The organism is Ruoffia tabacinasalis (assembly GCF_005864045.1).
Classification (GTDB): Bacteria; Bacillota; Bacilli; order Lactobacillales; family Aerococcaceae; genus Ruoffia; species Ruoffia tabacinasalis.
In genome coordinates this window covers 41,596-66,699 of record NZ_VBSP01000007.1, presented here as the reverse complement: position 1 = coordinate 66,699, position 25,104 = coordinate 41,596, and the positions used below count along the sequence as shown (strand labels likewise).

At 35.9% G+C, this 25,104-nt stretch carries 25 protein-coding genes and 2 pseudogenes; 7 read left to right on the top strand and 20 right to left on the bottom strand.

Going from position 1 to position 25,104, the window contains the following annotated elements; all coding sequences use genetic code 11:
* Positions 1 to 118, top strand: a pseudogene (locus tag FEZ33_RS03565) (IS30 family transposase); the annotation flags it as partial.
* Positions 119 to 212: 94 nt separating this feature from the next.
* Here the strand turns inward: FEZ33_RS03565 and FEZ33_RS03560 are convergent.
* Together FEZ33_RS03560 and spxA are read right to left on the bottom strand one after the other, a co-directional pair.
* Complete coding sequence (locus FEZ33_RS03560) at positions 213 to 905, bottom strand: adaptor protein MecA (RefSeq protein WP_138404024.1); 693 nt, start codon at positions 903 to 905, stop codon at positions 213 to 215.
* Positions 906 to 1,073: 168 nt separating this feature from the next.
* A complete protein-coding gene (gene spxA / locus FEZ33_RS03555) occupies positions 1,074 to 1,472 on the bottom strand; it encodes a transcriptional regulator SpxA (protein WP_138404023.1) in 399 nt (132 codons plus the stop codon).
* A gap of 376 nt (positions 1,473 to 1,848) precedes the next feature.
* Here spxA and trpS point away from each other — a divergent pair, with 376 nt between their 5' ends.
* Both trpS and FEZ33_RS03545 read left to right on the top strand, forming a co-directional pair.
* Positions 1,849 to 2,835, top strand: coding sequence for a tryptophan--tRNA ligase (gene trpS, locus FEZ33_RS03550; RefSeq protein WP_138404022.1), 987 nt, complete (start codon positions 1,849 to 1,851; stop codon positions 2,833 to 2,835).
* A 234-nt stretch (positions 2,836 to 3,069) separates the two neighbouring features.
* On the top strand, positions 3,070 to 4,167 hold the full coding sequence (locus FEZ33_RS03545; protein WP_138404021.1) for an FUSC family protein: 1,098 nt from the start codon (positions 3,070 to 3,072) through the stop codon (positions 4,165 to 4,167).
* A gap of 74 nt (positions 4,168 to 4,241) precedes the next feature.
* Here FEZ33_RS03545 and FEZ33_RS03540 read toward each other — a convergent pair whose 3' ends face one another.
* The 7 genes from FEZ33_RS03540 to gcvT form a co-directional block, all read right to left on the bottom strand.
* Positions 4,242 to 5,630, bottom strand: coding sequence for a L,D-transpeptidase family protein (locus FEZ33_RS03540; RefSeq protein WP_138404020.1), 1,389 nt, complete (start codon positions 5,628 to 5,630; stop codon positions 4,242 to 4,244).
* 32 nt (positions 5,631 to 5,662) lie between these two features.
* Positions 5,663 to 6,301, bottom strand: coding sequence for a DsbA family oxidoreductase (locus tag FEZ33_RS03535; protein ID WP_138404019.1), 639 nt, complete (start codon positions 6,299 to 6,301; stop codon positions 5,663 to 5,665).
* Between the two features lie 13 nt (positions 6,302 to 6,314).
* A complete protein-coding gene (locus FEZ33_RS03530) occupies positions 6,315 to 6,836 on the bottom strand; it encodes a GNAT family N-acetyltransferase (RefSeq protein ID WP_138404018.1) in 522 nt (173 codons plus the stop codon).
* 217 nt (positions 6,837 to 7,053) lie between these two features.
* Entirely contained in the window at positions 7,054 to 8,526 is a 1,473-nt protein-coding gene (gene gcvPB, locus FEZ33_RS03525) for an aminomethyl-transferring glycine dehydrogenase subunit GcvPB (RefSeq protein ID WP_138404017.1), read from the bottom strand.
* Positions 8,519 to 9,874, bottom strand: coding sequence for an aminomethyl-transferring glycine dehydrogenase subunit GcvPA (gcvPA, locus tag FEZ33_RS03520; RefSeq protein WP_138404016.1), 1,356 nt, complete (start codon positions 9,872 to 9,874; stop codon positions 8,519 to 8,521). Before gcvPA ends, gcvPB begins: the two co-directional genes overlap by 8 nt.
* Positions 9,875 to 9,930: 56 nt before the next feature.
* Positions 9,931 to 10,311, bottom strand: coding sequence for a glycine cleavage system protein GcvH (gcvH, locus tag FEZ33_RS03515; protein WP_138404015.1), 381 nt, complete (start codon positions 10,309 to 10,311; stop codon positions 9,931 to 9,933).
* A gap of 14 nt (positions 10,312 to 10,325) precedes the next feature.
* Positions 10,326 to 11,441, bottom strand: a complete 1,116-nt coding sequence (gene gcvT / locus FEZ33_RS03510; protein WP_138404014.1) for a glycine cleavage system aminomethyltransferase GcvT — start codon at positions 11,439 to 11,441, stop codon at positions 10,326 to 10,328.
* 373 nt (positions 11,442 to 11,814) lie between these two features.
* Between gcvT and FEZ33_RS03505 the strand changes: the two genes are divergently transcribed.
* Both FEZ33_RS03505 and FEZ33_RS03500 read left to right on the top strand, forming a co-directional pair.
* Complete coding sequence (locus tag FEZ33_RS03505; RefSeq protein ID WP_138404013.1) at positions 11,815 to 13,011, top strand: M20 family metallopeptidase; 1,197 nt, start codon at positions 11,815 to 11,817, stop codon at positions 13,009 to 13,011.
* Positions 13,012 to 13,458: a VOC family protein gene (locus FEZ33_RS03500; RefSeq protein WP_138404012.1), complete on the top strand. Its 447-nt coding sequence runs from the start codon at positions 13,012 to 13,014 to the stop codon at positions 13,456 to 13,458.
* 87 nt (positions 13,459 to 13,545) lie between these two features.
* Here FEZ33_RS03500 and FEZ33_RS03495 read toward each other — a convergent pair.
* A pseudogene (locus FEZ33_RS03495) lies at positions 13,546 to 13,812 on the bottom strand (DUF1622 domain-containing protein); the annotation flags it as partial.
* A 262-nt stretch (positions 13,813 to 14,074) separates the two neighbouring features.
* Between FEZ33_RS03495 and FEZ33_RS03490 the strand changes: the two are divergent.
* Complete coding sequence (locus FEZ33_RS03490) at positions 14,075 to 14,770, top strand: YwaF family protein (protein WP_138404010.1); 696 nt, start codon at positions 14,075 to 14,077, stop codon at positions 14,768 to 14,770.
* 21 nt (positions 14,771 to 14,791) lie between these two features.
* Here FEZ33_RS03490 and FEZ33_RS03485 read toward each other — a convergent pair whose 3' ends face one another.
* The 5 genes from FEZ33_RS03485 to FEZ33_RS03465 are packed head-to-tail and all read right to left on the bottom strand — an operon-like array spanning position 14,792 to position 18,389.
* Positions 14,792 to 15,397 (bottom strand): alpha/beta hydrolase, encoded by a 606-nt coding sequence (locus tag FEZ33_RS03485; protein WP_138404009.1) that lies wholly within the window; start codon positions 15,395 to 15,397, stop codon positions 14,792 to 14,794.
* Between the two features lie 15 nt (positions 15,398 to 15,412).
* Positions 15,413 to 16,027 carry a flavin reductase family protein gene (locus tag FEZ33_RS03480; protein ID WP_138404008.1) on the bottom strand — a complete coding sequence of 205 codons (615 nt, stop codon included), beginning with the start codon at positions 16,025 to 16,027 and terminating at the stop codon, positions 15,413 to 15,415.
* Positions 15,973 to 16,929, bottom strand: a complete 957-nt coding sequence (locus tag FEZ33_RS03475; protein WP_138404007.1) for a ring-cleaving dioxygenase — start codon at positions 16,927 to 16,929, stop codon at positions 15,973 to 15,975. Before FEZ33_RS03475 ends, FEZ33_RS03480 begins: the two co-directional genes overlap by 55 nt.
* 48 nt (positions 16,930 to 16,977) lie before the next feature.
* A complete protein-coding gene (locus tag FEZ33_RS03470) occupies positions 16,978 to 17,943 on the bottom strand; it encodes a VOC family protein (RefSeq protein ID WP_138404006.1) in 966 nt (321 codons plus the stop codon).
* Between the two features lie 14 nt (positions 17,944 to 17,957).
* On the bottom strand, positions 17,958 to 18,389 hold the full coding sequence (locus FEZ33_RS03465) for a MarR family winged helix-turn-helix transcriptional regulator (protein WP_138404005.1): 432 nt from the start codon (positions 18,387 to 18,389) through the stop codon (positions 17,958 to 17,960).
* Between the two features lie 337 nt (positions 18,390 to 18,726).
* On the opposite strand from FEZ33_RS03465, the gene FEZ33_RS03460 reads away from it, so the two are divergent.
* Positions 18,727 to 19,410, top strand: coding sequence for a YggS family pyridoxal phosphate-dependent enzyme (locus FEZ33_RS03460; protein WP_138404027.1), 684 nt, complete (start codon positions 18,727 to 18,729; stop codon positions 19,408 to 19,410).
* Between the two features lie 48 nt (positions 19,411 to 19,458).
* Here FEZ33_RS03460 and nrdG read toward each other — a convergent pair whose 3' ends face one another.
* From nrdG to FEZ33_RS03435, 5 genes are all read right to left on the bottom strand, one after another.
* Positions 19,459 to 20,031, bottom strand: coding sequence for an anaerobic ribonucleoside-triphosphate reductase activating protein (gene nrdG, locus FEZ33_RS03455; RefSeq protein ID WP_171031268.1), 573 nt, complete (start codon positions 20,029 to 20,031; stop codon positions 19,459 to 19,461).
* Positions 20,028 to 22,259, bottom strand: a complete 2,232-nt coding sequence (gene nrdD, locus FEZ33_RS03450) for an anaerobic ribonucleoside-triphosphate reductase (protein WP_171031267.1) — start codon at positions 22,257 to 22,259, stop codon at positions 20,028 to 20,030. The genes nrdG and nrdD overlap by 4 nt, the downstream gene beginning before the upstream one ends.
* 556 nt (positions 22,260 to 22,815) lie before the next feature.
* Positions 22,816 to 23,247 carry a VOC family protein gene (locus FEZ33_RS03445; protein WP_138404002.1) on the bottom strand — a complete coding sequence of 144 codons (432 nt, stop codon included), beginning with the start codon at positions 23,245 to 23,247 and terminating at the stop codon, positions 22,816 to 22,818.
* Between the two features lie 90 nt (positions 23,248 to 23,337).
* On the bottom strand, positions 23,338 to 24,174 hold the full coding sequence (locus FEZ33_RS03440) for a hypothetical protein (RefSeq protein WP_138404001.1): 837 nt from the start codon (positions 24,172 to 24,174) through the stop codon (positions 23,338 to 23,340).
* Between the two features lie 82 nt (positions 24,175 to 24,256).
* A complete protein-coding gene (locus tag FEZ33_RS03435; RefSeq protein ID WP_138404000.1) occupies positions 24,257 to 25,018 on the bottom strand; it encodes a MerR family transcriptional regulator in 762 nt (253 codons plus the stop codon).
* Between the last annotated feature and the right edge of the window lie 86 nt (positions 25,019 to 25,104).

Here is a 25,104-nt window from a genome sequence, read left to right as displayed (position 1 = left end):
TGTGTCATCGATTGCACACAAACGGAACACGATTCCACGGAAATCCTTGCACTACCAAACACCGTTGGAAGTATTTTTGAGTTACTTAGATGAAGCTGTTTTGTCTAGCTTAATTTGACAAATCAAAATACATAAAAAAGAGGCTTTTCCATTATTACAATTTCATTAAAAAAAAGCCAACGGAAATTTTCCATTGGCTCTTATAAATATTATCAGAAATTTTCTCCAAAATACTTCAATGCATCCTTGCTTCGTAACATGTCTCCATGTTCTTGAAGGATTGCTTCAGTTACTTTGACTTTTTCACCATACTCAAACATAGTTAAAAGTTTGTTGTACGCGTATTCTTCAACAATTGAAGAATCAACATAGTTAATGACTAAGTAATAATTTGAATTCATATGATAAAAGTCTGCATGAATCAAATCAGTGGTTACTTCTCTCGATAACTTAAGAAAATCCTCTAAGTCAGCAAATTTAATAATTTCACCTTCAACTGATTTTACATCTTCAGTTTCTTGAATACTCTCTTCATTTTCAAATAAATCTAAGATTGTCTTCTCTTTTTTATTATCATCTTTATTTGATTCATTTTCATTCATTTCTCGTTTACGCTCTATGAGATGTTTAGTTAATTCATCTTCCCATATTTCATCCATTTCATCAAAATTTGTTCGGCTTATATATAATTCCAAACCTTCTTTATTAGGCATTACTTGGAAAGTGACAGCTTCTGATTCCTGAAAGTGCTTATCAACATCTACCTCTTCTAAAATTGAGTAGAAAAATCTTTCAATCGTCTTTTGATCACCAACTAAATCTAGGAAATCAATTCCTCGCTCTTCCAAGTCTTCCTGTCTAATTGACACTTTAATTAAATTTTCATTAATGTGTTCCATTTCCATATCCGTACACCTCCTTAGATCTTCTTACATCTATTATACGAATAATCTAGCAATACACAAATCATTAGTGTTACGTTATCATACCAATCAGAATGTCATGTTTCAAGTAAAAAAGACAAAAAAACCGATTAATAAATAATCGGTCATAGTTATAATAAAAAATGGTTTTTATTCGTTAACCAATGCGCGTGCTTTTTGTAATTCTAATGCACGAACTGCACGTGGTAAGAAACGACGAATTTCATCTTCATTGTATCCAATTTGTAGTCTTTTATCATCAATGATAATTGGTCTACGCAACAGCCCAGGTTGCTCTTGAATCATTTCGAAGAAATCATTTAAAGGAATCTCACTTAATTCTACATCTAATTCAGAATATGCTTTTGAACGAGTAGAAACAATATCCTCTGTCCCATTTTCTGTCATTCGTAAAATTGACTTAATTTCTGTGATTGATAATGGTTCAGTAAAAATATTACGCTCCTCATAAGGAATTTCATTTTCTTCTAACCATGTGCGAGCTTTTCGACATGAGGTACAGCTTGGAGTGATGTATAAAGTAACCATAATATAGTTGCTCCTTTCAATTTTGACAAAGTTAGCTAAAACTTTGCGGCTCCTGTTTAGTACGTTAGCAGCTCTTTTGTGAAATAATAAAGTGATACAAAAACAATAGTGTTATACTTTTAATGAAGTATGTTTTCACAATCTGTATTGCTTTATGTTTAATAGTATAGCATTTTCAAATGAAAAAATCAATCTTACTTCTAATCATCTCTTTAGACTATATTAAGAATTCATCATTAATTCACAAAGTCATTATTCATTAACACACTAAGATTTACAGGTCATTAAGATTTTTTATTTTTGTTCTTTGTCAATAAATACGTTATAATGCTAATATAATTTAAGAAATATTTAATATTTGAAAAGAGGTATTTTTATGAAAGAAAAAGTTTTTTCTGGAGTGCAACCTTCGGGAATCCCCACAATTGGTAATTATATTGGTGCTATGAAAGGCTTTGTTGACTTACAAGATTCTTACGACGCTATCTATTCTATCGTTAATCAGCATGCCATCACAGTACCACAAGATCCAAAAATATTAAAACAAATGACACGTCAATTGGCTGCTTTATACTTAGCCATTGGTATTGATACAAAAAAAGCGATTCTATTCGTTCAATCTGATGTCCCTGCTCATGCTCAAATGGCATGGATTATTCAATGTATGACTGGTTTAGGTGAGTTAGAACGTATGACTCAATTTAAAGATAAAGCTAGAAAGCAAGAAGCTGTTAATGCTGGTTTATTAGCTTACCCAACATTAATGGTTGGAGATATTGTCTTATATGATGCTAATTTTGTTCCAGTCGGAGACGATCAAAAGCAACATTTAGAATTAACACGTAACTTTGTTGACCGCTTTAATTCTCGCTATAATGATGATCTATTAGTTAAACCTGAACCACTTATACCTGAAGAAGGCGGACGTATTATGAGCTTGCAAGATCCAACAAGCAAGATGAGTAAGTCAGATACAAATACAAAATCATTTGTATCTATGTTAGATACACCAAAACAAATCACTAAGAAAATTAAGAGTGCCGTAACGGATTCTATTGGTGAAGTGAACTATGATAAAGAAAATCAACCTGCTGTAGCGAACTTATTACAAATCTACGCAAGCTTCAGTGGAAAATCTATTGACTCAATCGTTTCTGATTATAGTTGCCAAGGCTATGGTAACTTCAAAGGTGATCTAGCTGACTTAGTTGTTTCAACGCTAGAACCTATCCAAGAACGTTATGAATCACTATTAACAAGTTCAGATTTAGACGATATCTTACAAGACGGAGCGAAACGAGCTTCTGCTATCGCTGAGTCTACATTGAGTCGTGTCGAAAAAACAATTGGCTTAACTTATTAATTACATTTTTTAATCATTATCATATTTATGCGCCCAGTTAACGCGAATTAATCTGGGCGTATTTATTTATAGAAATTTATTGTTTTTGTAATCTAATTGTAGTCCAAATACCCTTTACTAATCTATCGTTCTTTAATACAATATTCTCTATTATTATTGGACCTTATATCTTGAATATTTCTGAAAATCAAGTACTATTAAGTTAATTAAAATCTACATTAGGAGAATAAAAAAATGAAAATTGGCGCGCGGGTCTTAAAAACAGGACTAGCGATTTCACTTGCGACATATTTATCTATACTACTGATTCCTGATAACAGTGCAGCGCTTGCAGCGATTGCCGCAGTTACAACAACGATGCCATCAGTAAGAAAATCTTTCGACATGTTTACTCGTCGATTAGTAAGTAACATCATCGGTGGTCTCGTTGCGGTCTTCATGCTTTTTGCCATCGGGAGTAACCCTGTAGCCATCGGTATTGCTGCCATAGTTACGATTGCAGTATTAAATGCCTTAAACTTATCAGATGTGTTAACATTAGCAGTTATCACACTTGTAGCAGTAATGTTAACGACTTCAGACAATTATTATCTAGCTGCACTATACCGTGTGTTAGAAACAACGATTGGGGTGATTGTTTCTTTCATTATTAATTGGTTAGTCTACCCTCCGCAACATGACAAACCTTTCTACTCAACTCTGGTCAATTTGACGAATGAAGTTTTAATATTCATTCGTGCGACACTCAGAAAGAATGTCACTTTCTCGATTCTACATCGAGATATCCAATGGGCAAGAAAAGAATATTCTACTCTAACAACTCTATTTGATTTAATGAATAATGAAGTAACATTCTCTAAGACAGAGAGAATGGGTAAAGCAAGACGATTAGTTATTTATCGTCAAATGATTAAAACAACTAAATCAGTCATTGATTTACTTGATGCCCTTCATTCGAATGATCACGTCTTTCAAAGTTTCCCAGTAGATTTAAGAATAATGCTCCGCGAACACATTGAAACATTAATGGTTGGGCACGAACAAATTTTACTTAAATTTAGTGGTCGAGTTTCAGCATCAGAAGTGAATTTTATTCATTCTCAAAAAGATTTTAAATTAGAATTTATGAAGCGATTCTTTGATCAAGCTTGGGATGAACTGGAAGCCGATACGAGCTATGATAATGATAGTAATGGGGTTATTCATATCTTATCAGCAACTTATAATTATGAAGAGTCTTTAGTGAAACTCAATAGCATTATACGTATCTACAAAGAACGTTATATTGAGTATCATGATGAAGATGAACAACTTGGTAACGAACATCTATAATGACATAACAACAAAAAATCGGGCTATCCTTAGTGAAAACTAAAGATAGCCCGATTTCTTTTTATAGTCTAGATTTAAAAAATAATGACTGGCATACCATATTCAACTAATTCAAATACTTGCCCCATCATTCCGGGCGGCGTATTAATACAACCAAGTGATCCGGCTGTTTGGTACGCATTCCCACCGAAAGATGACTGCCATGAGGCATCATGAATACCTTGCGCTTGGTCATCAAAAGCAATCCAATATGACACAGGTTGAACATAATCTTGTTCAGTAATTGTATTGTAGCCAACTAAGTTCGTATCTTGTTCCATATTCCAAACTTGATACGCGCCTGGAACTGTTTCTGCCCCAATGATTCCTGAAACAATGGGTGTGTCTAATACGAGTTGTCCATCACGGTAAATAAACATCATTTGATATGCAATATCGACTTCAACATAATCCTCTCCGACATAATCTCCCATACCGTAACCACTTCCACCGATCACAGGTTCTCTAGTGACTTGAGCTCCGTTATGTATATCTTGAACAATCAACTCTGCTTCATCATAACGATCGATAAACCAACCATAAGTACCAGGTTGTACTTGAACTTCTCCTTGATAAGTACTATTAAAATTACGAGGTAAGAATAAACCTGCATATTGTTCATTTAGTGAAAGAATATATTCCTCCACAGCTTCTTGATCCACTTGTGGGTTATTATCCTCATCTAAATAAATCCAAGCGTTAATTTGCCCTTGCGGGATTGTAACAGAGTTTCCGTCGAATTCCAATGTAATAGATGTACTTTTCATTTGTTCAATGATATCTGCTCTTTGAATCAAGCTCTCACTTTCAGTTAATTCTGTTGGTTTAACATAGGCGTCTTCGATATTTAACTGCCCCGCTCCTGTTCCCACTGACTGAACAATCGCTTGAGCTAAACTATCCGAAGTAACTTGGTTTCCGTATGTTTCTTCTGCAACACTTATTTCACCATTGGCATTCTTCACTAATTGAGCATCAACGGTTGGTTCTCTTTCTTCATTTTTAATTCCAAGACTAGGAACCAAGCCAGCTACAATATTCTCATCAATTTGAATCTGATCTTGAATATTAACGACTTTATCGCCATTGAAGAAGGCAATTGGCCAACTCCAGCCATTCTGATTTTGAATGGCTTGCCCCATAAGTTCATCTACTTCAGCAGACATACCAATTTGGTTCATTTCGATGTAGCCAATATTATTTTCATTTTCATTAAAAATCAAAGTTTTTGACTCAAGGTTCTGCTCCACCGTTTCGGTCGCTTGTTGTGGTGTCATTTGACTAATTTCTACTGGTCCTGCATAAGAGCGAGGCAAAAAATGAGATTTAAAGTAAAATGCACCCACAAAATAAATTAGTAAAATTAAAAGAGCTACGATGGCAGTAATCACATATCGTTTAGGCAATTGTCTAATTTTTTCCAATACATCCACCTCCTATAAATATATACTTCATTTTATGACTCAGTTGCAACTTGTTCAAGGATATTTTTGAAAACTTCAATTGGCTGAGCCCCTGAAACAGCATATTTATTATTAAACACAAAGAATGGAACCCCTTGAACACCAATCGAGCCCGCTGTAGCAATATCATCTTGGACTTTTTGATGATTAGTTTGACTATCATTAAGAATCGATTGAACATCAGCTAAGTTTAGTTCTAGTTCTTGACTGAGTTTTTCAATGACTTCATTATCTTCTATATTCAAACCTTCGACGAAATGCGCTCGATAAAAGCGATGGAAATAATCGTTCCCTCGTCCTTCTTCTTTTGCATACTGGAAGACTCGGTGAGCTTTTAACGTGTTTGAGTACTTTGCATCGTCATAATTCATTGTTAAACCAGCTTCAGTTGCCATGTTCTTGACACTGTCCATCATTTGTGTGACTTTATCCATTGGCATGCCTTTTAATTTCGCAAAGGTTTCATAATAGTTTAATTCAGGTTGATAAGTTCCCATTGGATCTAGTTGAAAACTTTTATATTCAATAGTCACATCGTCCTTCTCAGAAAAAGTACTTAAAGCTCGGTTTAAGTGCTCCTCAGCAATGTAGCAAAAAGGACAAACAAAATCCGACCAAATAGTAATTTCCATAAATAAATTCCTCCTAAATGATGTACTCATACATTAAGTATTCTGCTAAACCTGTATCTTCGTAATACAGTTCAATGGTATCAACCAAAACAAAGCCAGTTGCTGGATATAATTTCTTCCCAGCTCTATTTACTCCGTAAACATCAATGCGAATGGCTTTATAATTGCGTTTATTCCCGTAAGCTTGGGCAAATTGCACTAATGCTTTTGCGATACCTTTGCCTCTTGCATTAGGCATGACGCCTAGAGCGTGTATCGATATGAATTCGCCTTCATCGGCTTGTATTTGCCAGCTTACCTTTTCGTAACCTTCTGTATAGGCTTCATTAATAATCATTCCACCACAGATTTTGTCTTCTAGTTCAAAAACATAATATTGTTTAAGATTAATCGCTTCTTGAATCATTGTTTCATCAGGATAAATACCAAGTACCCAACCTGCCCCAGCCTCTACTTGCCCCGGATATTCGGTCATCACTCTATAATTGTCCATAATGATATCAAAATCACTTTGTGTTGCTAATCGAATCGACATCCATCCACCTCTTATTATGTAATCATCGTCATTAATTTTGTTTAAGTAATTAAATCTACTTATCAATTAATTTACCATAGTATTGGCTTCGATACCATGATAAAGCTTGATTTTATGCTCTTTTGTCCCATCATTTCAATATATATTTTTTTAGCTTATATTTTGAAATGAAAAAGACGACAGAAAATAAATATCTGCCGTCAAACTTTATTATTTATTATTGAAGACCCGCTTGATAAGTTAACACTGGCTTACGCGCAGCGATTGTCTCATCTAATCTTCTAACTGATGTTAAGTGTGGTGCTTGTTTAACCATTTCTGGATCTTCCATAATTTCTTTTGAAATTGAAATAAGAGCATCTGCAATTTGGTCTAATTCACGGATTGATTCCGTTTCAGTCGGTTCTATCATCAGACATTCTTCTACAATTAGTGGGAAGTATGTCGTTGGTGAATGAATACCATAGTCTAACAAACGTTTCCCAATATCTTTCGCATTGACATTATGCTCAACTTTTTGTCTTTTACAACTCACAACAAATTCATGCATACAATGTTGGGCAAAAGGAACGTCGTAATATTCTTTAATACGTGCTTTCAAGTAATTAGAATTCAAGACGGCATCTTTAGACACTTGCGTTAGACCATCTGCACCCATGGTTCTAATATAAGAATAAGCACGGACATTCACACCAAAGTTTCCAAAGTTACCTTTAATTCGACCAATACTTTGAGGATAGTCAGAATTAATAATGTAATGCTCGTCTACTTTTTCAATTCTAGGCACAGGTAAGAAAGCTTCTAAGTTTGCTTTCACACCGATAGGTCCTGATCCTGGACCACCACCACCGTGAGGTCCTGTAAAGGTCTTATGTAAATTCAAGTGAACAGCATCAAAGCCCATTGCACCTGGATTAGATATTCCCATAATCGCGTTTGAATTAGCACCATCGTAATATGCTAAGCCACCTACTTCATGAACAATGTCTACAATTTCTTGAATATCACGTTCATATAAACCTGCTGTATTAGGATTCGTTAACATAATACCCGCCGTCTCTTCATTGACTACTTGTTTCAATGCTTCAATATCTATAATGCCTTCTTTAGTTGAAGGGATTTCAAACGTTTCATAGCCAGCAACCGTTGCTGTCGCAGGGTTCGTCCCATGAGCAGAGTCTGGAACAATAATATTCTTACGTTGCTCACCTTCACCGTTCGCTTCATGAAAAGCTTTAAACATCAATATTGCAGCTAATTCTCCATGAGCTCCAGCGGCAGGTTGAAGAGAAATATGATCCATCCCTGTAATTTCCGCAAGGTATTCTTGTAAGTTATGCAATAATTCTAAGGCTCCTTGAGCTGTCTCTGGTTCTTGTTGAGGGTGAATTTGACTGAATCCGTCTAAAGCAGCAATCGTCTCATTCACTTTTGGGTTATATTTCATCGTACATGACCCAAGCGGATATGGTCCAGACTCAATACCGAAGTTTTTATTCGATAAGGCTGTATAGTGTCTTACCAGTTGCAATTCTGACACTTCTGGTAATTTTGCTACTTCTTGTCGATTTAAATATTTAGGTAAATCTTTAGTTAGATCATACGTTGGGACATCGTTCTCTGGTAAATCATAACTGATATGACCAGGTTGAGAAATTTCAAATATTATTTCATTATATTCTTTAAGCATGACGTGTCACCTCTACTAAACTCGATACAAAAGCATCAATTTCTGACTTCGAGCGTTTCTCCGTTGCACATAATAAGTAAGAATTCTCAATACCTGTTGAGCGAGTCGCATCATAACCACCAACAAAGCCTAGTTGGTGTAATGCCAAGTTAACTTCTTTAACAGGTTGCTCTAATTGAATTACAAACTCATTGAAGAAAGGCACTTGATTAAGAACTTTGAAGCCTTGCGCTTCTAATTGGTCTTTTAAATAATGAGCTTTATTAATATTTTGCTTAGCCATCTCGACAATGCCTTCTCGACCTAAAGCAGAGATAGCTATGGCTGAAGCTAAAGCATATAAAGCTTGATTTGAACTGTAATTACTTGTCGCTTTCTCACGACGAATATGTTGTTCACGTGTAGCTAAAGTCATAACAAAACCACGTTCGCCATTCTCATCTTCCGTTTGGCCGACGATACGGCTAGGTATTTTACGCATTAATTTCTTTGTTGTCGCAAAGTAACCACAGTGAGGTCCACCGTATGACATTGGTATACCAAATGGTTGCACGTCCCCAACAACAATATCTGCACCTAAATTACCTGGTGCTTCTAGAACACCTAAAGCAAGCGGATTTGCTGATACAATAAGTAACGCTTTTGTATCACTCATGGCTGCTTTAATTTCTTTCAGATCTTCAATCGATCCAAGGAAATTAGGGTATTGAATAATAACAGCAGCAACGGAGTCATCTAATTGCTCTTTAAGCTTTTCAATATCTGTCACATCATTTGCTAAAGGAATTTCATTCACTTCATATTCCTTACCAAAGCCATATGTGTTTAAGACATCAATCCCCTGTGGGTTCACCCCTTGAGATATTAAGATTTTTGATGATTTTCTTACAGAACTTATTGCTAAATTCGCTGCTTCAGCAATAGCATTATATCCGTCATACATCCCACAGTTTGCCACTTCCATCTGAGTCAACTCTGCAATCATAGATTGCCACTCAAATAAAGCCTGTAGCTCTCCTTGGCTAATTTCAGGCTGATACGGAACGTATGCTGTTAGAAATTCTTGTCTAGATATTATCGCTTGGACAATAGAAGGAATATAATGGTCATACGTCCCTGCCCCAATAAAGTAAGGCATCTGAGTAGCATTTGTGTTCTTACTAGCTAGCTCACGAGCGTGTTTAAGTAGTTCAAATTCACTTAACTCTTTAGGTAGATCCATTCTTTCCTGGGTTCTAACTGCTTTTGGGACGTCTTCATATAATTCATCCACTGACTTAACGCCAATGGTATTTAACATTTTTTCTCTGTCTTCCTCTGTATGAGGTAAATAACGAAATTTTTTCAACTCATTCATCCTCTCACATTTAAACATTCATTCTGATTACTGGATTGAAAATAAACTTAATCTTCTACAAATTCAGTATATTGTTCTAATGATATTAAATGAGATGTATCAATAGCTGATTCACTTGTTAATTCACAAATCCACCCTAATTCATAAGGGTCTTCGTTAACATTCTCAGGTTCATCTTCTAAAGTTTCATTCACTGCAGTTACTTTCCCAGCAATTGGTGCATAAATTTCTGACGTAGATTTCACTGATTCAATGTTTGCGAATGCTTCTTCTAGATCATATTCCTCATCCATCTCGGGTACTTCAACATAAACGATGTCCCCTAATTGTTCTACAGCGTAATCTGTAATTCCGATACGAACAGTATTGTCATCTAATACTTGAACCCATTCGTGATCTTCTGTGTAAAATAATGTATTTTTATCCATTTTTCTTCCTCCAATTATTTATTTTTTAACCAATCTTTTTTAGTAATCTTCGCTGGTACGCGTTTATTACGAATCTCAACAAAAATTCGATCGTTTATTTTGGCAAATGGTTTTCTAATTTGTGCAAAACCGATTGCTTTTTTAAAGGTTGGTGATTTTGTTCCAGATGTTACTTCCCCAATGACTTTCGTACTTTCTTCTAATTCATAGATTTTAAATCCTTGGCGGGCAATCCCTTTTCCAGTAAGTTCAAAGCCACGAGACATATAACGATTCGGATCGTTCATCACTGTCTCAAGGGCTTCCTTACCAATAAAGTTCTCCTTATTTAAATCAACTGCAAAAGCAATCCCACCTTCTATCGGTGTAATTTCTTCGCTAAGATCATTGCCGTATAAAGCCATACCAGCTTCAAGTCGTAAAGTGTCTCTTGCTCCTAGACCACATTCTTTCAGTCCATAAGACTCACCTACGTTAAGCAACGTCTCCCAAACTTCGGCTGTCTCTGACCATGGAATATATAATTCATAACCCAATTCACCTGTGTAACCTGTCTTAGAAATACGCACTGAATCAACACCCGCAATAGTTTGTTGACTGAACATTTGGAAATTATTTAATTCTAACACTTTAGGTGCTGCAATTTCCTTTAATACTTTTTCAGAATTTGGACCTTGAACCGCAATCAATCCGTATTCTGCTGATTGATCGACGATCTCTACTGTGTTATCGGAATTATGCTCATTTAACCATGCTAGAATTTTGTCTTTATTTCCAGCATTGGGAGTGACAAATAATGTATTCTCTGCAACATAATAATAAATCAAATCATCTAAAGTATAGCCATTCTCATTCACGATGGCAGTATACTGTGCGTCGTTTAATGAAATCTTTTGTGTATCGTTCGTGATGATTTGATTAAACCATTCAAGCACATTTGAACCTTTAATTAAAATTTCCCCCATATGAGAAACTTCAAAAATCCCAACCGTTTGACGCACCGCATCATGTTCTTCTTGAATTTTTGTGAATTGGATTGGCAGCGCCCAGCCTCCAAAATCAGTTAATTTTAACCCTTTCTCAACATAATAATCAAAAAGTGGGGTTTGTTTTAAATTTTTTTCAGCCATTCTTAACTACCTCCATCGTATTATTACAGCTTTTATATTGTCAGCTACACACTTTATATTCGATTCTAATAAATTCCTGTCTGTTTTTTAATTATAAGACACCTAGTAAACCTTGCAATACTTCTACGCACGAACATTAATAAAACAATCATATTGTTCGTTATAACTTAGTTTTTTTCAGAAAACCCACTGTAGTATAAGCGTTTTTTAAATATCGTGTGTAAATTTTAGTAGCGGTCTTTACACATTCTCAATTGTATTATAGCCAATTTTTAATCGACTAACAATAAAGGACACACAAGCGGTAAAGCTTGAAAATATACTGAAATAGGAATAGGATGATTTAAGTAAGAAAAACCTTAGGAGGGAAATAATGTTAGAGAAATTACTAGCAAAAATTGAAGAAAATAAAGATCAGATGATTGATATTCGTCGCTACTTACACGAAAATCCAGAACTATCTTTTGAAGAAGTGAATACTTCTAAATACATCGCGGACTTTTACAAAGATAAAGATGTAGATGTTCAAACAAATGTTGGTAATCACGGGGTTAAAGTAACGATTGATTCTGGTAAACCAGGTAAAACGTTAGCTATCCGTGCTGATTTTGATGCACTACCTATCGAAGAAGCCACTGGTTTACCCTTTGCCTCTAAAAACCCAGGTGTGATGCATGCATGTGGACATGATGCCCATACTGCTTACATGCTTATCGTAGCTGATGCTTTAATCGAATTAAAAGATGAGTTCGAAGGTAAGATTGTTATTATTCATCAAGATGCTGAGGAAGTTCCACCCGGAGGGGCTATCGGTATGATTAAAGATGGTGTCTTAGACGGTGTTGATAATGCCTTTGGTATCCATGTGATGTCTAACAAACCATATGGAGAAATTCATTATGTCCCAGGTGAAGCACAAAATGGTCGTGCGAAATTTGTTCTTAAAGTACAAGGTGTTGGTGGACATGGTTCAAGTCCTCACGAAGCGAATGACGCGATTGTTGCGGCTAGTTACTTTGTTACAGCGATACAAACAGTTGTTTCACGTCGTTTAAGTCCATTCGATACAGGTGTTGTAACCATCGGTTCTTTCGACGGTAAAGGGTCGTTCAACGCTATTAAAGATTCAGTAGTCCTTGAAGGTGACGTTCGTGGTATGTCTGAAGAAGTACGTAAAAAAATAGAAGACGAAGTAAAACGTATCATTAAGGGGCTTGAAGTTATGTACAACGTCACTTGCGAACTTGACTACGCAAATGACTATCCTGTTCTATACAATGATCCAGAATTAACAGAACACATTGGTGCAGTTTTATCTGAAGCTAATCTTGAAGATGTTACAGAAGTTGTTAAAGCAGGACCAATGTCTCCATCAGAAGACTTCGCTTACTACGCTAAAGAAGTTCCAAGTTCTTTCTTCTATGTTGGTGCAGCCCCAGTAGATAAAGAAGCTTTCCCACATCACCATCCTAAATTCGATATCGAAGAAGGCTCAATGATGATTGCTGCCCGTGCAATGGCGACGGTTGTAGCTGATTACTTCAGTAATGATCAAAGCGAGAACAAATAGATGATTACAGGCGTAGAGATTGATTTCGTTGTTGAAGACTCACTAAAAGCACTTGAAATGTATCAAGCAATCTTTGCTGATGCATTAGAAGTCATTGAAAAAACAAGTTTCCCTACAGGTTTAAACGAAGCAGTGTTTACTTTATACGGCACTCGCTTCCATCTTTTAGATGCTAATGCTGAGTATAATTTATTAGCACCTACAGAAGATGATCCTAAAACTTTATGGTTCAATGTGATGGTACCTAACATTAAAGACACGTTCCAAAATGCAATTGATAATGGCGCTTCTGTCATTCAAGAACTTATGCATATGCCTAAGATGGGTGTAACTAATGGAATGTTCTTGGATAACTCAAATTACATTTGGATGTTACATGAAATCCACGAAGAAGTTAGTTTTGAAAAACGCGAAGAATTTTTCAAAGATGAATTTAATTTAGATTAGTAACATTTACATAAATACACCTTATTATTCAAATGAGTAAGAATATTGAATAATAAGGTGTATTTGTATGTATATAATAAGTGCTGATTAATCGAAACTATCTGAATCGGTCATTAAACGCTCGCGTTCTTCCATATTCGCGTTCTTTACTTCCCAGTGAACGACAAAACTTAGAACTATTCTTAGAATTACAACTACGGTTAATACAATCAGTTCTTGGAAATCTCGAATAACGACCGTCTTAATAACCTCTGCCCCAAGTTTAAACTGTAAACTCAAAGCGAGGACTTCACCTAAAGTAATCGTAATCGCCTTATCATGAAAGTTAAAGCCAGATTTCATAAAAATCCAAAGTACCTTTAAACTACCGAAAAAAAATAATAAAAATTCCGATTAATTCTAATATATGAATAATGGGTGGGCTAACAATTTGAATCAATTCTTCTAGGAACACTGATTCACAACTCCTTATACTTTTTATTTAATTTTACCGATATCTATCTAAAAGTACAAATGAAAAATAAGTTTGACAAAAAGAAATGAGATTCTTAAAATGAATGCATATTAAACTATTTTTTTATAACTAATATATTATAAAGTGAGGTAAGTAACTAACATGGAATATATTCAAATTCTTGGTCCGAATCATTTATTATATATTGCTGTTTTAATTTTCTTTACCTGCCTCTTATTTATGAATCAATCGTATGTTAGAGACCACCGCAATACTATTTCAAAATACATTGTGACTATTTCAATCCTTCAACAAATTTTATTATACGGTTCTTATGTCCTACTCGGTGAATTTACATTACAAGAATCCTTACCCTTCCACATTAGTCGGATTAATACCATTCTAGGTATCATTTTCTTATTTACTAAATCTGAAAAATTATTTAACATCGTTGCCTATTTCTCAGTGTTTGCTTGGTTAAGTTTCTTAGTACCATCAAACATTGAACCGATTACGCATCCTAGAGGGGTAAGTTTTTTAACGAATCATGTTATTACATTGCTACTACCCTTCTACGGTATGATTGCCTATAACTATAAAGTTTATGCATCCGCACGTAAGCGTGTCATTCTATTGTTTTTAGTATACTTTGTCTTCGTGGCGTTATTTAATCCAATTGTTAATGGTAATTACTTTTATCTTAGAGATAAACCCATCTTTTCTTCCGTACCTATTATCTTTTATTATCCGGGCTCAATTTTAGTATCTATCTTGCTGTTCTTTATCATTGAACAGATATTTCACTTAGTTCAAAGCAAATTTATTCACAAACAAACAGAGGAACGAGTTCTATTATGATCTCGTCCCTCTTTTATTATATTATTTAAAAACTTTATTTAACCAAGCTTTTGCTTGCATAGCTGTTTCACCATTTAACTCATGGGAATTTACCCAAAACGTTGTGACTTCTGCGCCGCGTGTCTCGAAGATATCAACAACATTCTCGCTATCATTTAACGAAACGATGGGATCATTTTCTCCCATTGATAAATAAATTGAAACATCTTTCATATCTTTTGTATTATGAGACACGTCCACTGGATACATTGGTGCAAAGAGTGTCCCTTTATTCACTTGACTGTCTTCTCTTAATAAGATATTCATTGCAATGTTTGATCCGTTTGAAAAGCCAACAAAGACTGCATCATCTAAATTAAAGTTATATTCTTTACTCGATTCAACGATAAACTGATGTAAAGCTTCTCCGCGTTGATTTAAGTCTTCAACATCATATACGCCTTCTTCTTTACGTTTAAAGTAGCGTAACATGCCATTCTCTACAACATCTCCACGGATGGCTAAGATTGCTGCCTCAGGATCTAAAATCTCACCTAAGGGTAGTAAATTTGTTTCATTTCCACCCGTTCCATGCAACATAATGAATACAGGATGGTTTGCTTTTCCTTCTCTAAAGATATGTTCCATAAATTATTAACTCCTTTAATCTGGTCGAACTAAATCAAATTGCGAACCTAATTTGGCATAATCCGCACCGGCTAATCGACTCACAGGTTTCAGTTTGTCTGCTATAATATAGCCTGTGTCAACATCGTAAATCTCTTCTGCAAGATGAAAACCAACCACCTCTAGGATGATTAAATCCGCAACGATTAACCCTGATGCATCCGTAATTTCAACAGCTTTGTACAACTGTGTCTCATAGCGGACGAGGGCTTCTTTAATCCCTGGTGTGCCAATCAATTTTGAGTCAATTAAGTTAAAGTTTGATACACTTAACTCACTCTCATCTGTAGACAATGTTGCTGATGTTGCATTTGCATCGTTTACGATTTGCTCATCTACAACATGAACCGTCGCTTCTTTCTTTGCGAGAATATTTCTTGAAGTGTCTTTTAGTTCACCATTCGATCGTTGTATCGCAATCGAAATGAGAGGTGGGTTGTTAGAAACAATATTAAAGTAACTAAAAGGTGCAATATTAATGACTTCATCAAATTGCGTCATCACTAAGGCAATCGGCCTTGGAATAATTGTTCCTGCTAATTTCTTTTTATTGTCCTTAGAGGACATATTATCTGCTTTAAAAAAATGCATAAACCCCTCCTATAATCGACTTTTGGTAAAGTTCGCTCGATTTCTTCTCGATGGCTTTCATATTGTTCTGGAAGCATGAGCTTTTGGCCTAAGGCATCTAAAGGTTCATCGACAGCAAAGCCTGGACCATCGGTCGCATATTCGAATAGAACATGGCCTTTTTCTCGCATGTACATCGCATTAAAGTAATTACGATCCTTAACATCTGTCACGTGGAATCCTTCATCTTGTAGGTATTCACGCCATTCTTGCTGTTTAAGATCGTCTTCCATTGACCAAGCCACGTGATGAACTGTTCCAACACCGTCTCTACCTCTCGCTGGTGCTTCTTTAGGTATAATAATGTGATGACGTTGTTCTCCCACTGTTTCTAAGTGGAAGAATTCTAATGTGGCTTCTAATTCCTCTAAACCGAGTTGGTTACGTAATGTATCTCTTGTTGCTTCTGGTTGGCTTGATAGCAACTCCACGCCGTAGAAACCTAAGATATCTGAATCATTATTCTCTTCATCAGTTTCGACGATTGCTAGGCGTAAAGTATGATTATCTTCAAAGATAATTCCACGATTTCCAAACATATTCGATTCTTCAAAAATAACATCATGAGTTTCTAAATGTTTCTTCCAATTTTCTAATGACCCATTAGGTACTGAGAAAGCAATTCTTCCAACTTGCCCACTACCTTTAACACCACGATTACGTGTATCCCATGGGAAGAACGTTAAGATTGTTCCATCATCCATACCCTTATTTGAGAAATAAAAATGATATGTATTTACATCGTCAAAATTAACTGTTTGCTTAATTAATTTTAAGCCTAAAACATCACGATAAAAGTGTAAATTTTCTTGAGGTGGACCTGCAATCGCAGTAATATGGTGTAAATGTTTCACCGGTTCCATATTATCAGCTCCTTATATTGTATTAAAGATTTCAAAGTCGCCTGGCTATTATTTATTGCGCGTTGTATCAAATGGACGTACAGATGCTTCGATTTCGTCACGTTTTTCTTCTAAGAATGGCGGTAATGATAATTTTTCTCCTAATGTTTCATATGGTTCGTCGCCCATGAAGCCTGGTCCATCTGTTGAGATTTCAATTAAGATGTGGCCAATTCGTGCATATAGTGCTTCAAAGAAGAAACGATCTACCCAACCAGAGTGGCGAACACCGATTTGGTCATATTTTGCTTCCCATGATTTAATTGCTGCATGGTCTTCAACTCTAAATGAAACGTGGTGAACTTCTCCGTAACCTTGGATTCCAACGGGTGTTTCCTCATCTTTACGTAAGATAACACGACCACCATTTCCACCTTCACCAACTTCAAAGACTGCAACTTCCTCTTCTTCAATCATTGGTTTCATATTATAGATTACTTGTAATAATTGTTTGAAGTCATCAAAATAACTTACAGTAATTTCAATCGGTCCAAGCCCGTAGATAGCTTTATCTGTTGGTACTGGTCCATCTTGCCATGGTCTTCCAGCCTCTACTCCTTCATTATTCTCATCTGAGAATAAACGGTAGCGCTGCCCATCTTCTTCTTCAAATTCTAAAACTTTCGTACCGAATAAATCTTCAATTTCGCCGTGTTTTACATCAAATTCTTCAAAACGGTTTAAGTAGTATTCTAATGCTGCATCGTTAGGAACACGTAAGCCAATACGCGAAATTGAGTTTGATCCATAAGTTCCTGAAGGAATATTCGGAAAATCAAAGAATGTTAAATCCGTTCCTGGTGATCCGATGTCATCCGCAAAGAATGTATGATACGTTTGGATATCATCTTGGTTTACTGTCTTTTTAACTAAACGCATACCTAAAATATCCGTGATAAATTTATAGTTTCTTTCAGCACTATTCGTAATCGCTGTAACGTGGTGAATTCCTTTAAGTTCAAAATTGTTCGTCATAATAAAACGCTCCTTTATTTGTTGTCTATGCCGTTCATTTTCTTCAATAAGAACCGTAGTTGTGTGAGTTCATCATCCGATAATTTATCAAATGATTCTCTAATCAATTCAGCATGCGATGGGAAGATGCGTTCAATTAACTCTTTCCCGCTAGGTGTTAAAGAGGCACGAATGATACGACGATCTTGTTCATTTACAATTCGCTCAACAAGTCCCTTTTCACATAATTTATCAATTAAGTAAGTAGTACTGCTGCTCGCAATTAGAATTTTCTCTTTTATTTGTTGAATGGGTTGTGGCCCTTTATTCAATAATAATTCTAGTACGGCAAACTCATTTAAGTTTAGACCGTGTTTTCTTGAGTCTTTTCTAACTGTTCTATCTAAAGTTTCGCTTGTTCTTTGGATCCCTACAAATGCTTTTAATGATTCATCGGTTCTGTTCATTGTTGCTCCTCCTAAAAGATTGTTCATATTTTGTTATCTCGTTTTCGAATTATAAGTTAATAATTATAACCGAGCAAAAGCATTTAAAATTTTACTTTAAATGTTTACATCTCGATTTCGAATTAATATTAACATGAATCAATTTAGAGGTCAAGTCTTTCACTTTTATTAGTGATCAATGAAGTGTTATCTCGACTTCGAAATAATACTAACATGGATATTTGTTCAATGCAAGTATTATTCTTGAATTCGTTTGAATGTCTTCAAATTGACACCCTCCACCATTATTGATAAATTCAATAGAGGAATAATTAAAGGATTGGTGAACGAAGTGACAATGAAACAAACGTTAAAAACAAATATCAATGTAATTAAAGAAACGATTGAAAATCATCTACCCGCTGGAAACAAGGAGCCTATTGTAGTTGCGGTCACTAAGACCGTTGATGAAAAAACGATGCGTGATTTGCACGCTCTTGGAGTAAAACACTTTGGGGAGAATCGCCCCGATGTATTCTTAAAGAAATATGAACATTTGGCAGATATTAATGACGAGATTCAATGGCATTTTATTGGTAATTTACAAACGAGACAAGTGAAGAAGATCATTAATGATATTGATTATCTCCATTCTCTGGACCGTCTCTCTTTAGCAAAAGAAATTCAAAAACGCGCTGATAAGCCAGTTAACTGCTTCATTCAAGTTAATGTGAGTGGTGAAGATAGTAAATCTGGTTTCCACCCCGACGCGTTGGATGACACTTTAAAAGAGTTAGAAGCATATGATAAGTTAAATATCATTGGCCTAATGACGATGGCTCCTATTGATGCCAGCCAAGAGGAAATTCATGAATATTTCCGTTCTTTAAAGGCATTACAAGTTAAAGTGGAACAAGGTAACTTTTCAAATGCTCCTTGTACCGAAGTTAGCATGGGCATGAGTCAAGACTACCCCATCGCTGTAGCTGAGCGAGCTACTTTTATTCGTGTAGGTACTGCCTTTTTCAAAGATACTTTATAAGTAAAAAAAACAACAGTTCAAAAAATTCGAGCTGTTGTTTTTTGTATATTAATAATATGGTTGACCATTCGATTGTGTCCAAAGCACAACTTTATCTTGCGCCAAACTCTGTTGGACGTCGATAATACGTTGATTTGTACTGCCTCTGAATTGCCTTGTGAGGTCTTTTTTATTAATGTCAAAACGCCCATCGACTAAAACATCGATAAGGGATAATAGTTCCAACTTATCTTCAGATTCTGAAAGTAATTCTTCCCATGTATAACCAGTCCATGACCAAATATCTTTAGTCTGCTGGTATTTTTCTCGGATTGCTCTACATAAAGGGACTACGATATTAGTATTTAACATAGGCTCGCCGCCTAGTAAAGTTAAGCCTTGGCAATATGATGCCGCGAGATCTTCAATGATTCGCTCTTCTAGTTCTTGCGTATAAGGTGTGCCGTAGTTAAAGTTTTGTGCGACACGATTGTAACAACCGACACAAGCAAAGGGACAACCACTGACGTAAAGACTACATCTGACTCCTTCACCATCCACAAAATTATACGGTTTGTAATCCGCAATCTTACCTAGACTTAAATCTTCAGCTAGCCATTCTTTGGGTTTTGGATTTTTCATTCGAGTACGCTCCTTGAGTCGTTTGATAATTTCGCTTTCTGATTGCGTTTCAATTTCACGACGCTATCCGGAATATGTTTCACTCGTGCGTTGATTTCTTTATGTCTTCCACGAACCATCGGTCTTTTCTGTGGATTGCCTAAATAACCACAAGTTCTCTTTACAACGTCTGAAGTGTCAGGATTTTGATTGCCACATTGAGGGCATTTAAAACCGCGTTCGGTCGCTTCAAACTCTCCATCAAAATCACATTCATAACAATGATCAATCGGTGTATTCGTTCCTAGATACCCAATCTTGTCATAAGCAAAGTCCCAAACTGTTTCTAACGCTTTTAAATTTTGGCGCATATTCGGATATTCACAGTAATGAATAAACCCGCCACTACAGTATTGTGGATAGTCTTTTTCGAATTCGATTTTCTCAAAGGGGGTTGGATTTTTTCTGACATCATAATGGAAAGAATTCGTATAATAATCTTTATCAGTAATATTAGGAATCGATCCAAATCGTTCTTTATCCATCCGACAGAATCGGTCTGTTAAACTCTCTGAAGGAGTGCTGTACACACTGAAGTGATAACCGTACTGTTCACCTAGCTCATCTGCCTTGGCTTTAAGAGTTTTAATCACTTCTAGTGTAAAATCTTTAGCTTCTTTATTCTCTTCCCAATCGGGACCATAAAAAGCAGTTGCCACTTCATATAATCCGATATAACCCAGCGACACTGTTGCGCGTTTGTTTTTAAATAATTTATCAACGGATTCATCTTCATTCAATCGTTCACCAAATGCACCATATTGATATAAGATAGGTGCATTCTCTGGTAAAGCTTCCTTCACTCTTTCAACGCGATATACTAAAGCATCTGTCATAATATCGAGTCTTTCCTCTAATATTGACCAAAATTGTTCTTTGTTCTCGCTAGATTCAATCGCTATTCTCGGTAAATTCAGTGTGACAACACCTAAGTTCATACGACCGTCATTGACTTCATTTCCATTATCATCTTTCCATCCTTGCAGAAATGAACGGCAACCCATTGGCACTTTAAAGCTGCCTGTTAGCTCAACTAATTTGTCATACATTAGAACATCCGGGTACATTCGTTTAGCAGTACATTCAAGTGCTAACTGTTTGATATCATAATTCGGATCTACTTCTTTTAAGTTCACTCCGTCTCTTAATGTAAAGACAAGTTTAGGGAAAATTGCAGTTCTTTTCTCGCTACCCAAGCCTTCTAATCTAACTTTCAAAATAGCAAATTGGATTTCCCTTTCAATCCATGAAGTCCCTAGACCAAAGCCCAGTGTCGTAAAAGGCGTTTGTCCTTGAGACGTATACAGTGTATTAATTTCATATTCCAAACTTTGCATCGCATCATAAATATCTTTTTTCGTCTTGCTCACCGCAAATGCTTTTTGTTTATCCTCATCTTCAATCCACTGATGCGCCATCTTTAAATTCTTATGATAATTTTTTTCTGCATAAGGAGCTAAAATCTCATCAATTCGGTTGGCACTTGTTCCGCCGTACTGACTACTTGCAACGTTGGCGATGATTTGAGCCATTTGAGCCGTAGCCGTTTGGATCGATTGGGGTGACTCGACTTGGGCATTTCCAATTGTAAATCCTTCATTAAACATTGTTTCAAAATCAATCAAACTACAATTTGTCATCGGTGCATAAGGTTGATAATCCAAATCATGGTAGTGTATTTGCCCTTTTAAATGTGCGTTAGCTACATGAGGTGGAAGCATCTTTAACCCAATTGCTTTAGCCGTGACACCTGCAGTCAAATCTCTTTGAGTATTAAAGACACGACTATCTTTATTCGCATTCTCATTCATTAGTGTACTTTCTTTTGCAGTTAGGGCTTTGATACTTTCATTGATATCAACAGATAGCATGCGTTCTTGTTCTCTTTGTACCCGGTAGCTAATGTAAGCTTGGGCAACTTCGTTGTATTCAGAGGCCACTAGTACCTCTTCTGTTACTCGCTGTATTTGATTAATCGTCAATTCTTGACCATATCTAGTAGATAGTTTTGTGATGATGTCTTTAACCAATTCCGATATTTCAGCATCCTCGCTTGAATATACATGAGTAAATGCTTTGTTAATCGCTGCTTTTATCTTATTCGGATTAAAGTTTACAACTCGCCCATCTCGTTTGATGACGATTGTATTTGTTTTATTTTCCTTAATACCTTTAAATGTTTGCTCCATTTCCATCCTCCTCCAACACAATATATAGTGTTCACTTAATAATAATAGCACATATATTGTGTTAGTCGAGGTTTTTTTAACGTTTTCATAAATATTATTTATTTACAATTGTAAGTAACTGCGATGTGAAAGGATTGGAGATGATATTTTTTTGTGCAATAAAACTCTGACTACGATGATAATGACAGAAATGAACTTAGTCCACGAATGAATCGGACATGTCTCTAGTTGTCCACGTTTATAGGACCAGTATATAGCTGGAATCGAGTACTCGGATTTTTTCGAATGCGTGTTTAGCCGGAATCGAGCACTCGGATTTTTTTCGAATGCGTGTTTAGTCGTAATCTAGGACTCGGATTTTTTTCGAATACGTGTTTAGCCGGAATCGAGCACTCGAATTGAATTCAAATGCACGTTTAGCCGGAATCTAGCACTCGGATTTTTTTCGAATGCGTGTTTAGTCGTAATCTAGGACTCGAATTGAATTCGAATGCAGGTTTACCCATTTTCCCAACAAAAAAAGAGCTGCAACCACAGCTCCTTCATTCAACACTTATTATTCTATGACTAGCATATTATTATCATCGAACTTCCAGCTATCGCCATATGCAACTTCCCAATAATAACCGTCAAGATCTTGGAAGTAGCCACTATACCCGCCCCAATCCGTAGGTTCAGGATATTTCGCGATCGGCCCACCAGCAGACTCAACCAGTTTAACAAATTCATCAACTTCAACTTTAGTTTTAAAGTTGATTGCTAATGTGATTCCACTAAAACCTGTATTAATGACTGGAGGGTTGGTTGGATTTATATCTTTGGCTAAGGCTTTCAGCGAAAATAACTCTAGTTTTGTCCCATCCTTATCAAAAAATACAATCGGTGGGTTATCAGCCTCTTCATAGGTTTTAAAGCCGATATCTTTATAAAATTTCATTGCCCTACCGATATCTTTGACACCTAAAGCAATTAAGTTAATTCGATTCATATTCATGACTCACTTTTTCATATATTTTAAAAAACGCTTAGGCCTACACAATGATTGTTGTAAACCTAAGCGGTAATTAGTTCAAACTGCTTATTCAGCTGTTTCGTCAGTGTTGTTAAATTCATCTAGGCTCGAAATCTCGACACTTTCGCTGCTCTCTTCGCTTTCTTCAATCGTATTGAGTTCCACAATATTCCCGTCAGCATCGACTTCAGCCATGACGTAATCTATTGAGTCAGTTTCATCACTATTTCGAATCCAAGCATACAGCCAACTTTCATCTTCGAATCGATATGTTACTTCTGAAGGTTCACCAATTATTTCCTGTAACTCTTCAAACGTATTAAACTCACGATTGTCACTCTCTGCATCTTGCCAAGTTTCAATTTCTTCTAAGGAAATGTTTAATGGCTCAAAGGCCGTCTCATTCACTAACAAGAAATTCACTTCTGTTAAATAAGGCGTAGCAAAGTCCTCTTCTGTTTCTGTTCTTTCCACAGATTCTGTCGAAGCTGCCTGTCCACTACTTGCTTCCGCTGCCTTTTCTTCTGAGAAGATTTGTGCATATAGAATAGCTGATTCTTCATCATTCATTGAATAATACAATAAGAATTCACTTGCACCTGCGTCAAATGTTTCGGCAGGCTCGCCCACTAATTCAATGACTTCTTCTTTAGTCATGTCGGTTGAACCTTCGGAAATGAACGTCTCAAACGTAGACTTTAATTCATCTAAAGGTATTTGGGGCAGATCGTCATAGGCTCCAAACCAGCGAATATAATTCACTTTATCCTCTTCACTTAATTCTACTTGTTCCAGTTCTTCATCACTTGTACTAGAACTACTTTCTGATGCTGCTATGCTTATTGGGGTGAATAGCATCGCGAATAACATCGCTACTAAAAACCCTTTATTTCTATGACTCATCTCTATCCATCCTCACTTCAGATTGTTACTATAGACAAGTATAGCATAGGCCTCGATTTTTCTAAATATTTACGGTCTTCGCTTATTTATTGTAAAATACCTTGATTGCTTCGTATAAGTAATCTGCTGCACCTTCAGTAATATCTTCATAATATTTCTTGAAACGCTCATCTTGTGTATACATTTGAGCTAGGCCAATGTGTGCTTCTTCAGAGTATAGATCATCTGGCCAAACCATGATTAGCCATTCTTTATGTAATTCAGCAACTCGTTGCCCTTCTGCACTTTCAGGCTTCCCTTCTGGTACGGCATTTACTAAAGCTTCACTGATTTCTTCATTAAGCTTTTCAATACGTTCGTACTGTTCTTGCGTTAAATTTCCGAATTTTTTATTTGATGAATCAATGACATCATCACCGTATTTTTCTCTGATTTCTTCACCATATTTTTCTTCATTAGCTTTAATTTGTTGTTTTTTAAAGCCTTCAAATTCTTTTTTAGACATTGTTAAGTCCTCCTTGTATATTTTAATTGTGTTTTCGACTGTATTCATCAATTGACTGATACGGTCTTTTTCCGATTTGAGGTGTTGGTAATGAGTTTCCAACGCTTTAAGACGATCAAATTCTGAAGAATTAACAATCGCATAAATTTCCTCTAATGTGATACCAAATTCTCGGTAAAACATTATTTGTTGTAGCATTTTCACTTCGTCTTCACTATAAACTCGGTACCCATTCTCTTCGACATACGCAGGTTTTAACAAATCAATCGCATCATAATGACGCAATGTTCTTGTGCTAATCCCGGCTAGTTTTGCTAATTCTCCAATTGAATAACTCATTTCCTCACCTCTTCATACAGATTACACCTTAACGTTACGTCAAGGTCAAGCCATTTTATATAATATTTTCTGAAATAATAAAAAAT

Bases quoted from the DNA above. Each gene is read 5' to 3' on its own strand.
- FEZ33_RS03560 (WP_138404024.1), bottom strand. From the start codon at position 905: ATGGAAATGGAACACATTAATGAAAATTTAATTAAAGTGTCAATTAGA.
- spxA (WP_138404023.1), bottom strand. From the start codon at position 1,472: ATGGTTACTTTATACATCACTCCAAGCTGTACCTCATGTCGAAAAGCT.
- trpS (WP_138404022.1), top strand. From the start codon at position 1,849: ATGAAAGAAAAAGTTTTTTCTGGAGTGCAACCTTCGGGAATCCCCACA.
- FEZ33_RS03545 (WP_138404021.1), top strand. From the start codon at position 3,070: ATGAAAATTGGCGCGCGGGTCTTAAAAACAGGACTAGCGATTTCACTT.
- FEZ33_RS03535 (WP_138404019.1), bottom strand. From the start codon at position 6,301: ATGGAAATTACTATTTGGTCGGATTTTGTTTGTCCTTTTTGCTACATT.
- FEZ33_RS03530 (WP_138404018.1), bottom strand. From the start codon at position 6,836: ATGTCGATTCGATTAGCAACACAAAGTGATTTTGATATCATTATGGAC.
- gcvPB (WP_138404017.1), bottom strand. From the start codon at position 8,526: ATGCTTAAAGAATATAATGAAATAATATTTGAAATTTCTCAACCTGGT.
- gcvH (WP_138404015.1), bottom strand. From the start codon at position 10,311: ATGGATAAAAATACATTATTTTACACAGAAGATCACGAATGGGTTCAA.
- gcvT (WP_138404014.1), bottom strand. From the start codon at position 11,441: ATGGCTGAAAAAAATTTAAAACAAACCCCACTTTTTGATTATTATGTT.
- FEZ33_RS03505 (WP_138404013.1), top strand. From the start codon at position 11,815: ATGTTAGAGAAATTACTAGCAAAAATTGAAGAAAATAAAGATCAGATG.
- FEZ33_RS03500 (WP_138404012.1), top strand. From the start codon at position 13,012: ATGATTACAGGCGTAGAGATTGATTTCGTTGTTGAAGACTCACTAAAA.
- FEZ33_RS03490 (WP_138404010.1), top strand. From the start codon at position 14,075: ATGGAATATATTCAAATTCTTGGTCCGAATCATTTATTATATATTGCT.
- FEZ33_RS03485 (WP_138404009.1), bottom strand. From the start codon at position 15,397: ATGGAACATATCTTTAGAGAAGGAAAAGCAAACCATCCTGTATTCATT.
- FEZ33_RS03480 (WP_138404008.1), bottom strand. From the start codon at position 16,027: ATGCATTTTTTTAAAGCAGATAATATGTCCTCTAAGGACAATAAAAAG.
- FEZ33_RS03475 (WP_138404007.1), bottom strand. From the start codon at position 16,929: ATGGAACCGGTGAAACATTTACACCATATTACTGCGATTGCAGGTCCA.
- FEZ33_RS03470 (WP_138404006.1), bottom strand. From the start codon at position 17,943: ATGACGAACAATTTTGAACTTAAAGGAATTCACCACGTTACAGCGATT.
- FEZ33_RS03465 (WP_138404005.1), bottom strand. From the start codon at position 18,389: ATGAACAGAACCGATGAATCATTAAAAGCATTTGTAGGGATCCAAAGA.
- FEZ33_RS03460 (WP_138404027.1), top strand. From the start codon at position 18,727: ATGAAACAAACGTTAAAAACAAATATCAATGTAATTAAAGAAACGATT.
- nrdG (WP_171031268.1), bottom strand. From the start codon at position 20,031: ATGAAAAATCCAAAACCCAAAGAATGGCTAGCTGAAGATTTAAGTCTA.
- nrdD (WP_171031267.1), bottom strand. From the start codon at position 22,259: ATGGAGCAAACATTTAAAGGTATTAAGGAAAATAAAACAAATACAATC.
- FEZ33_RS03445 (WP_138404002.1), bottom strand. From the start codon at position 23,247: ATGAATCGAATTAACTTAATTGCTTTAGGTGTCAAAGATATCGGTAGG.
- FEZ33_RS03440 (WP_138404001.1), bottom strand. From the start codon at position 24,174: ATGAGTCATAGAAATAAAGGGTTTTTAGTAGCGATGTTATTCGCGATG.
- FEZ33_RS03435 (WP_138404000.1), bottom strand. From the start codon at position 25,018: ATGAGTTATTCAATTGGAGAATTAGCAAAACTAGCCGGGATTAGCACA.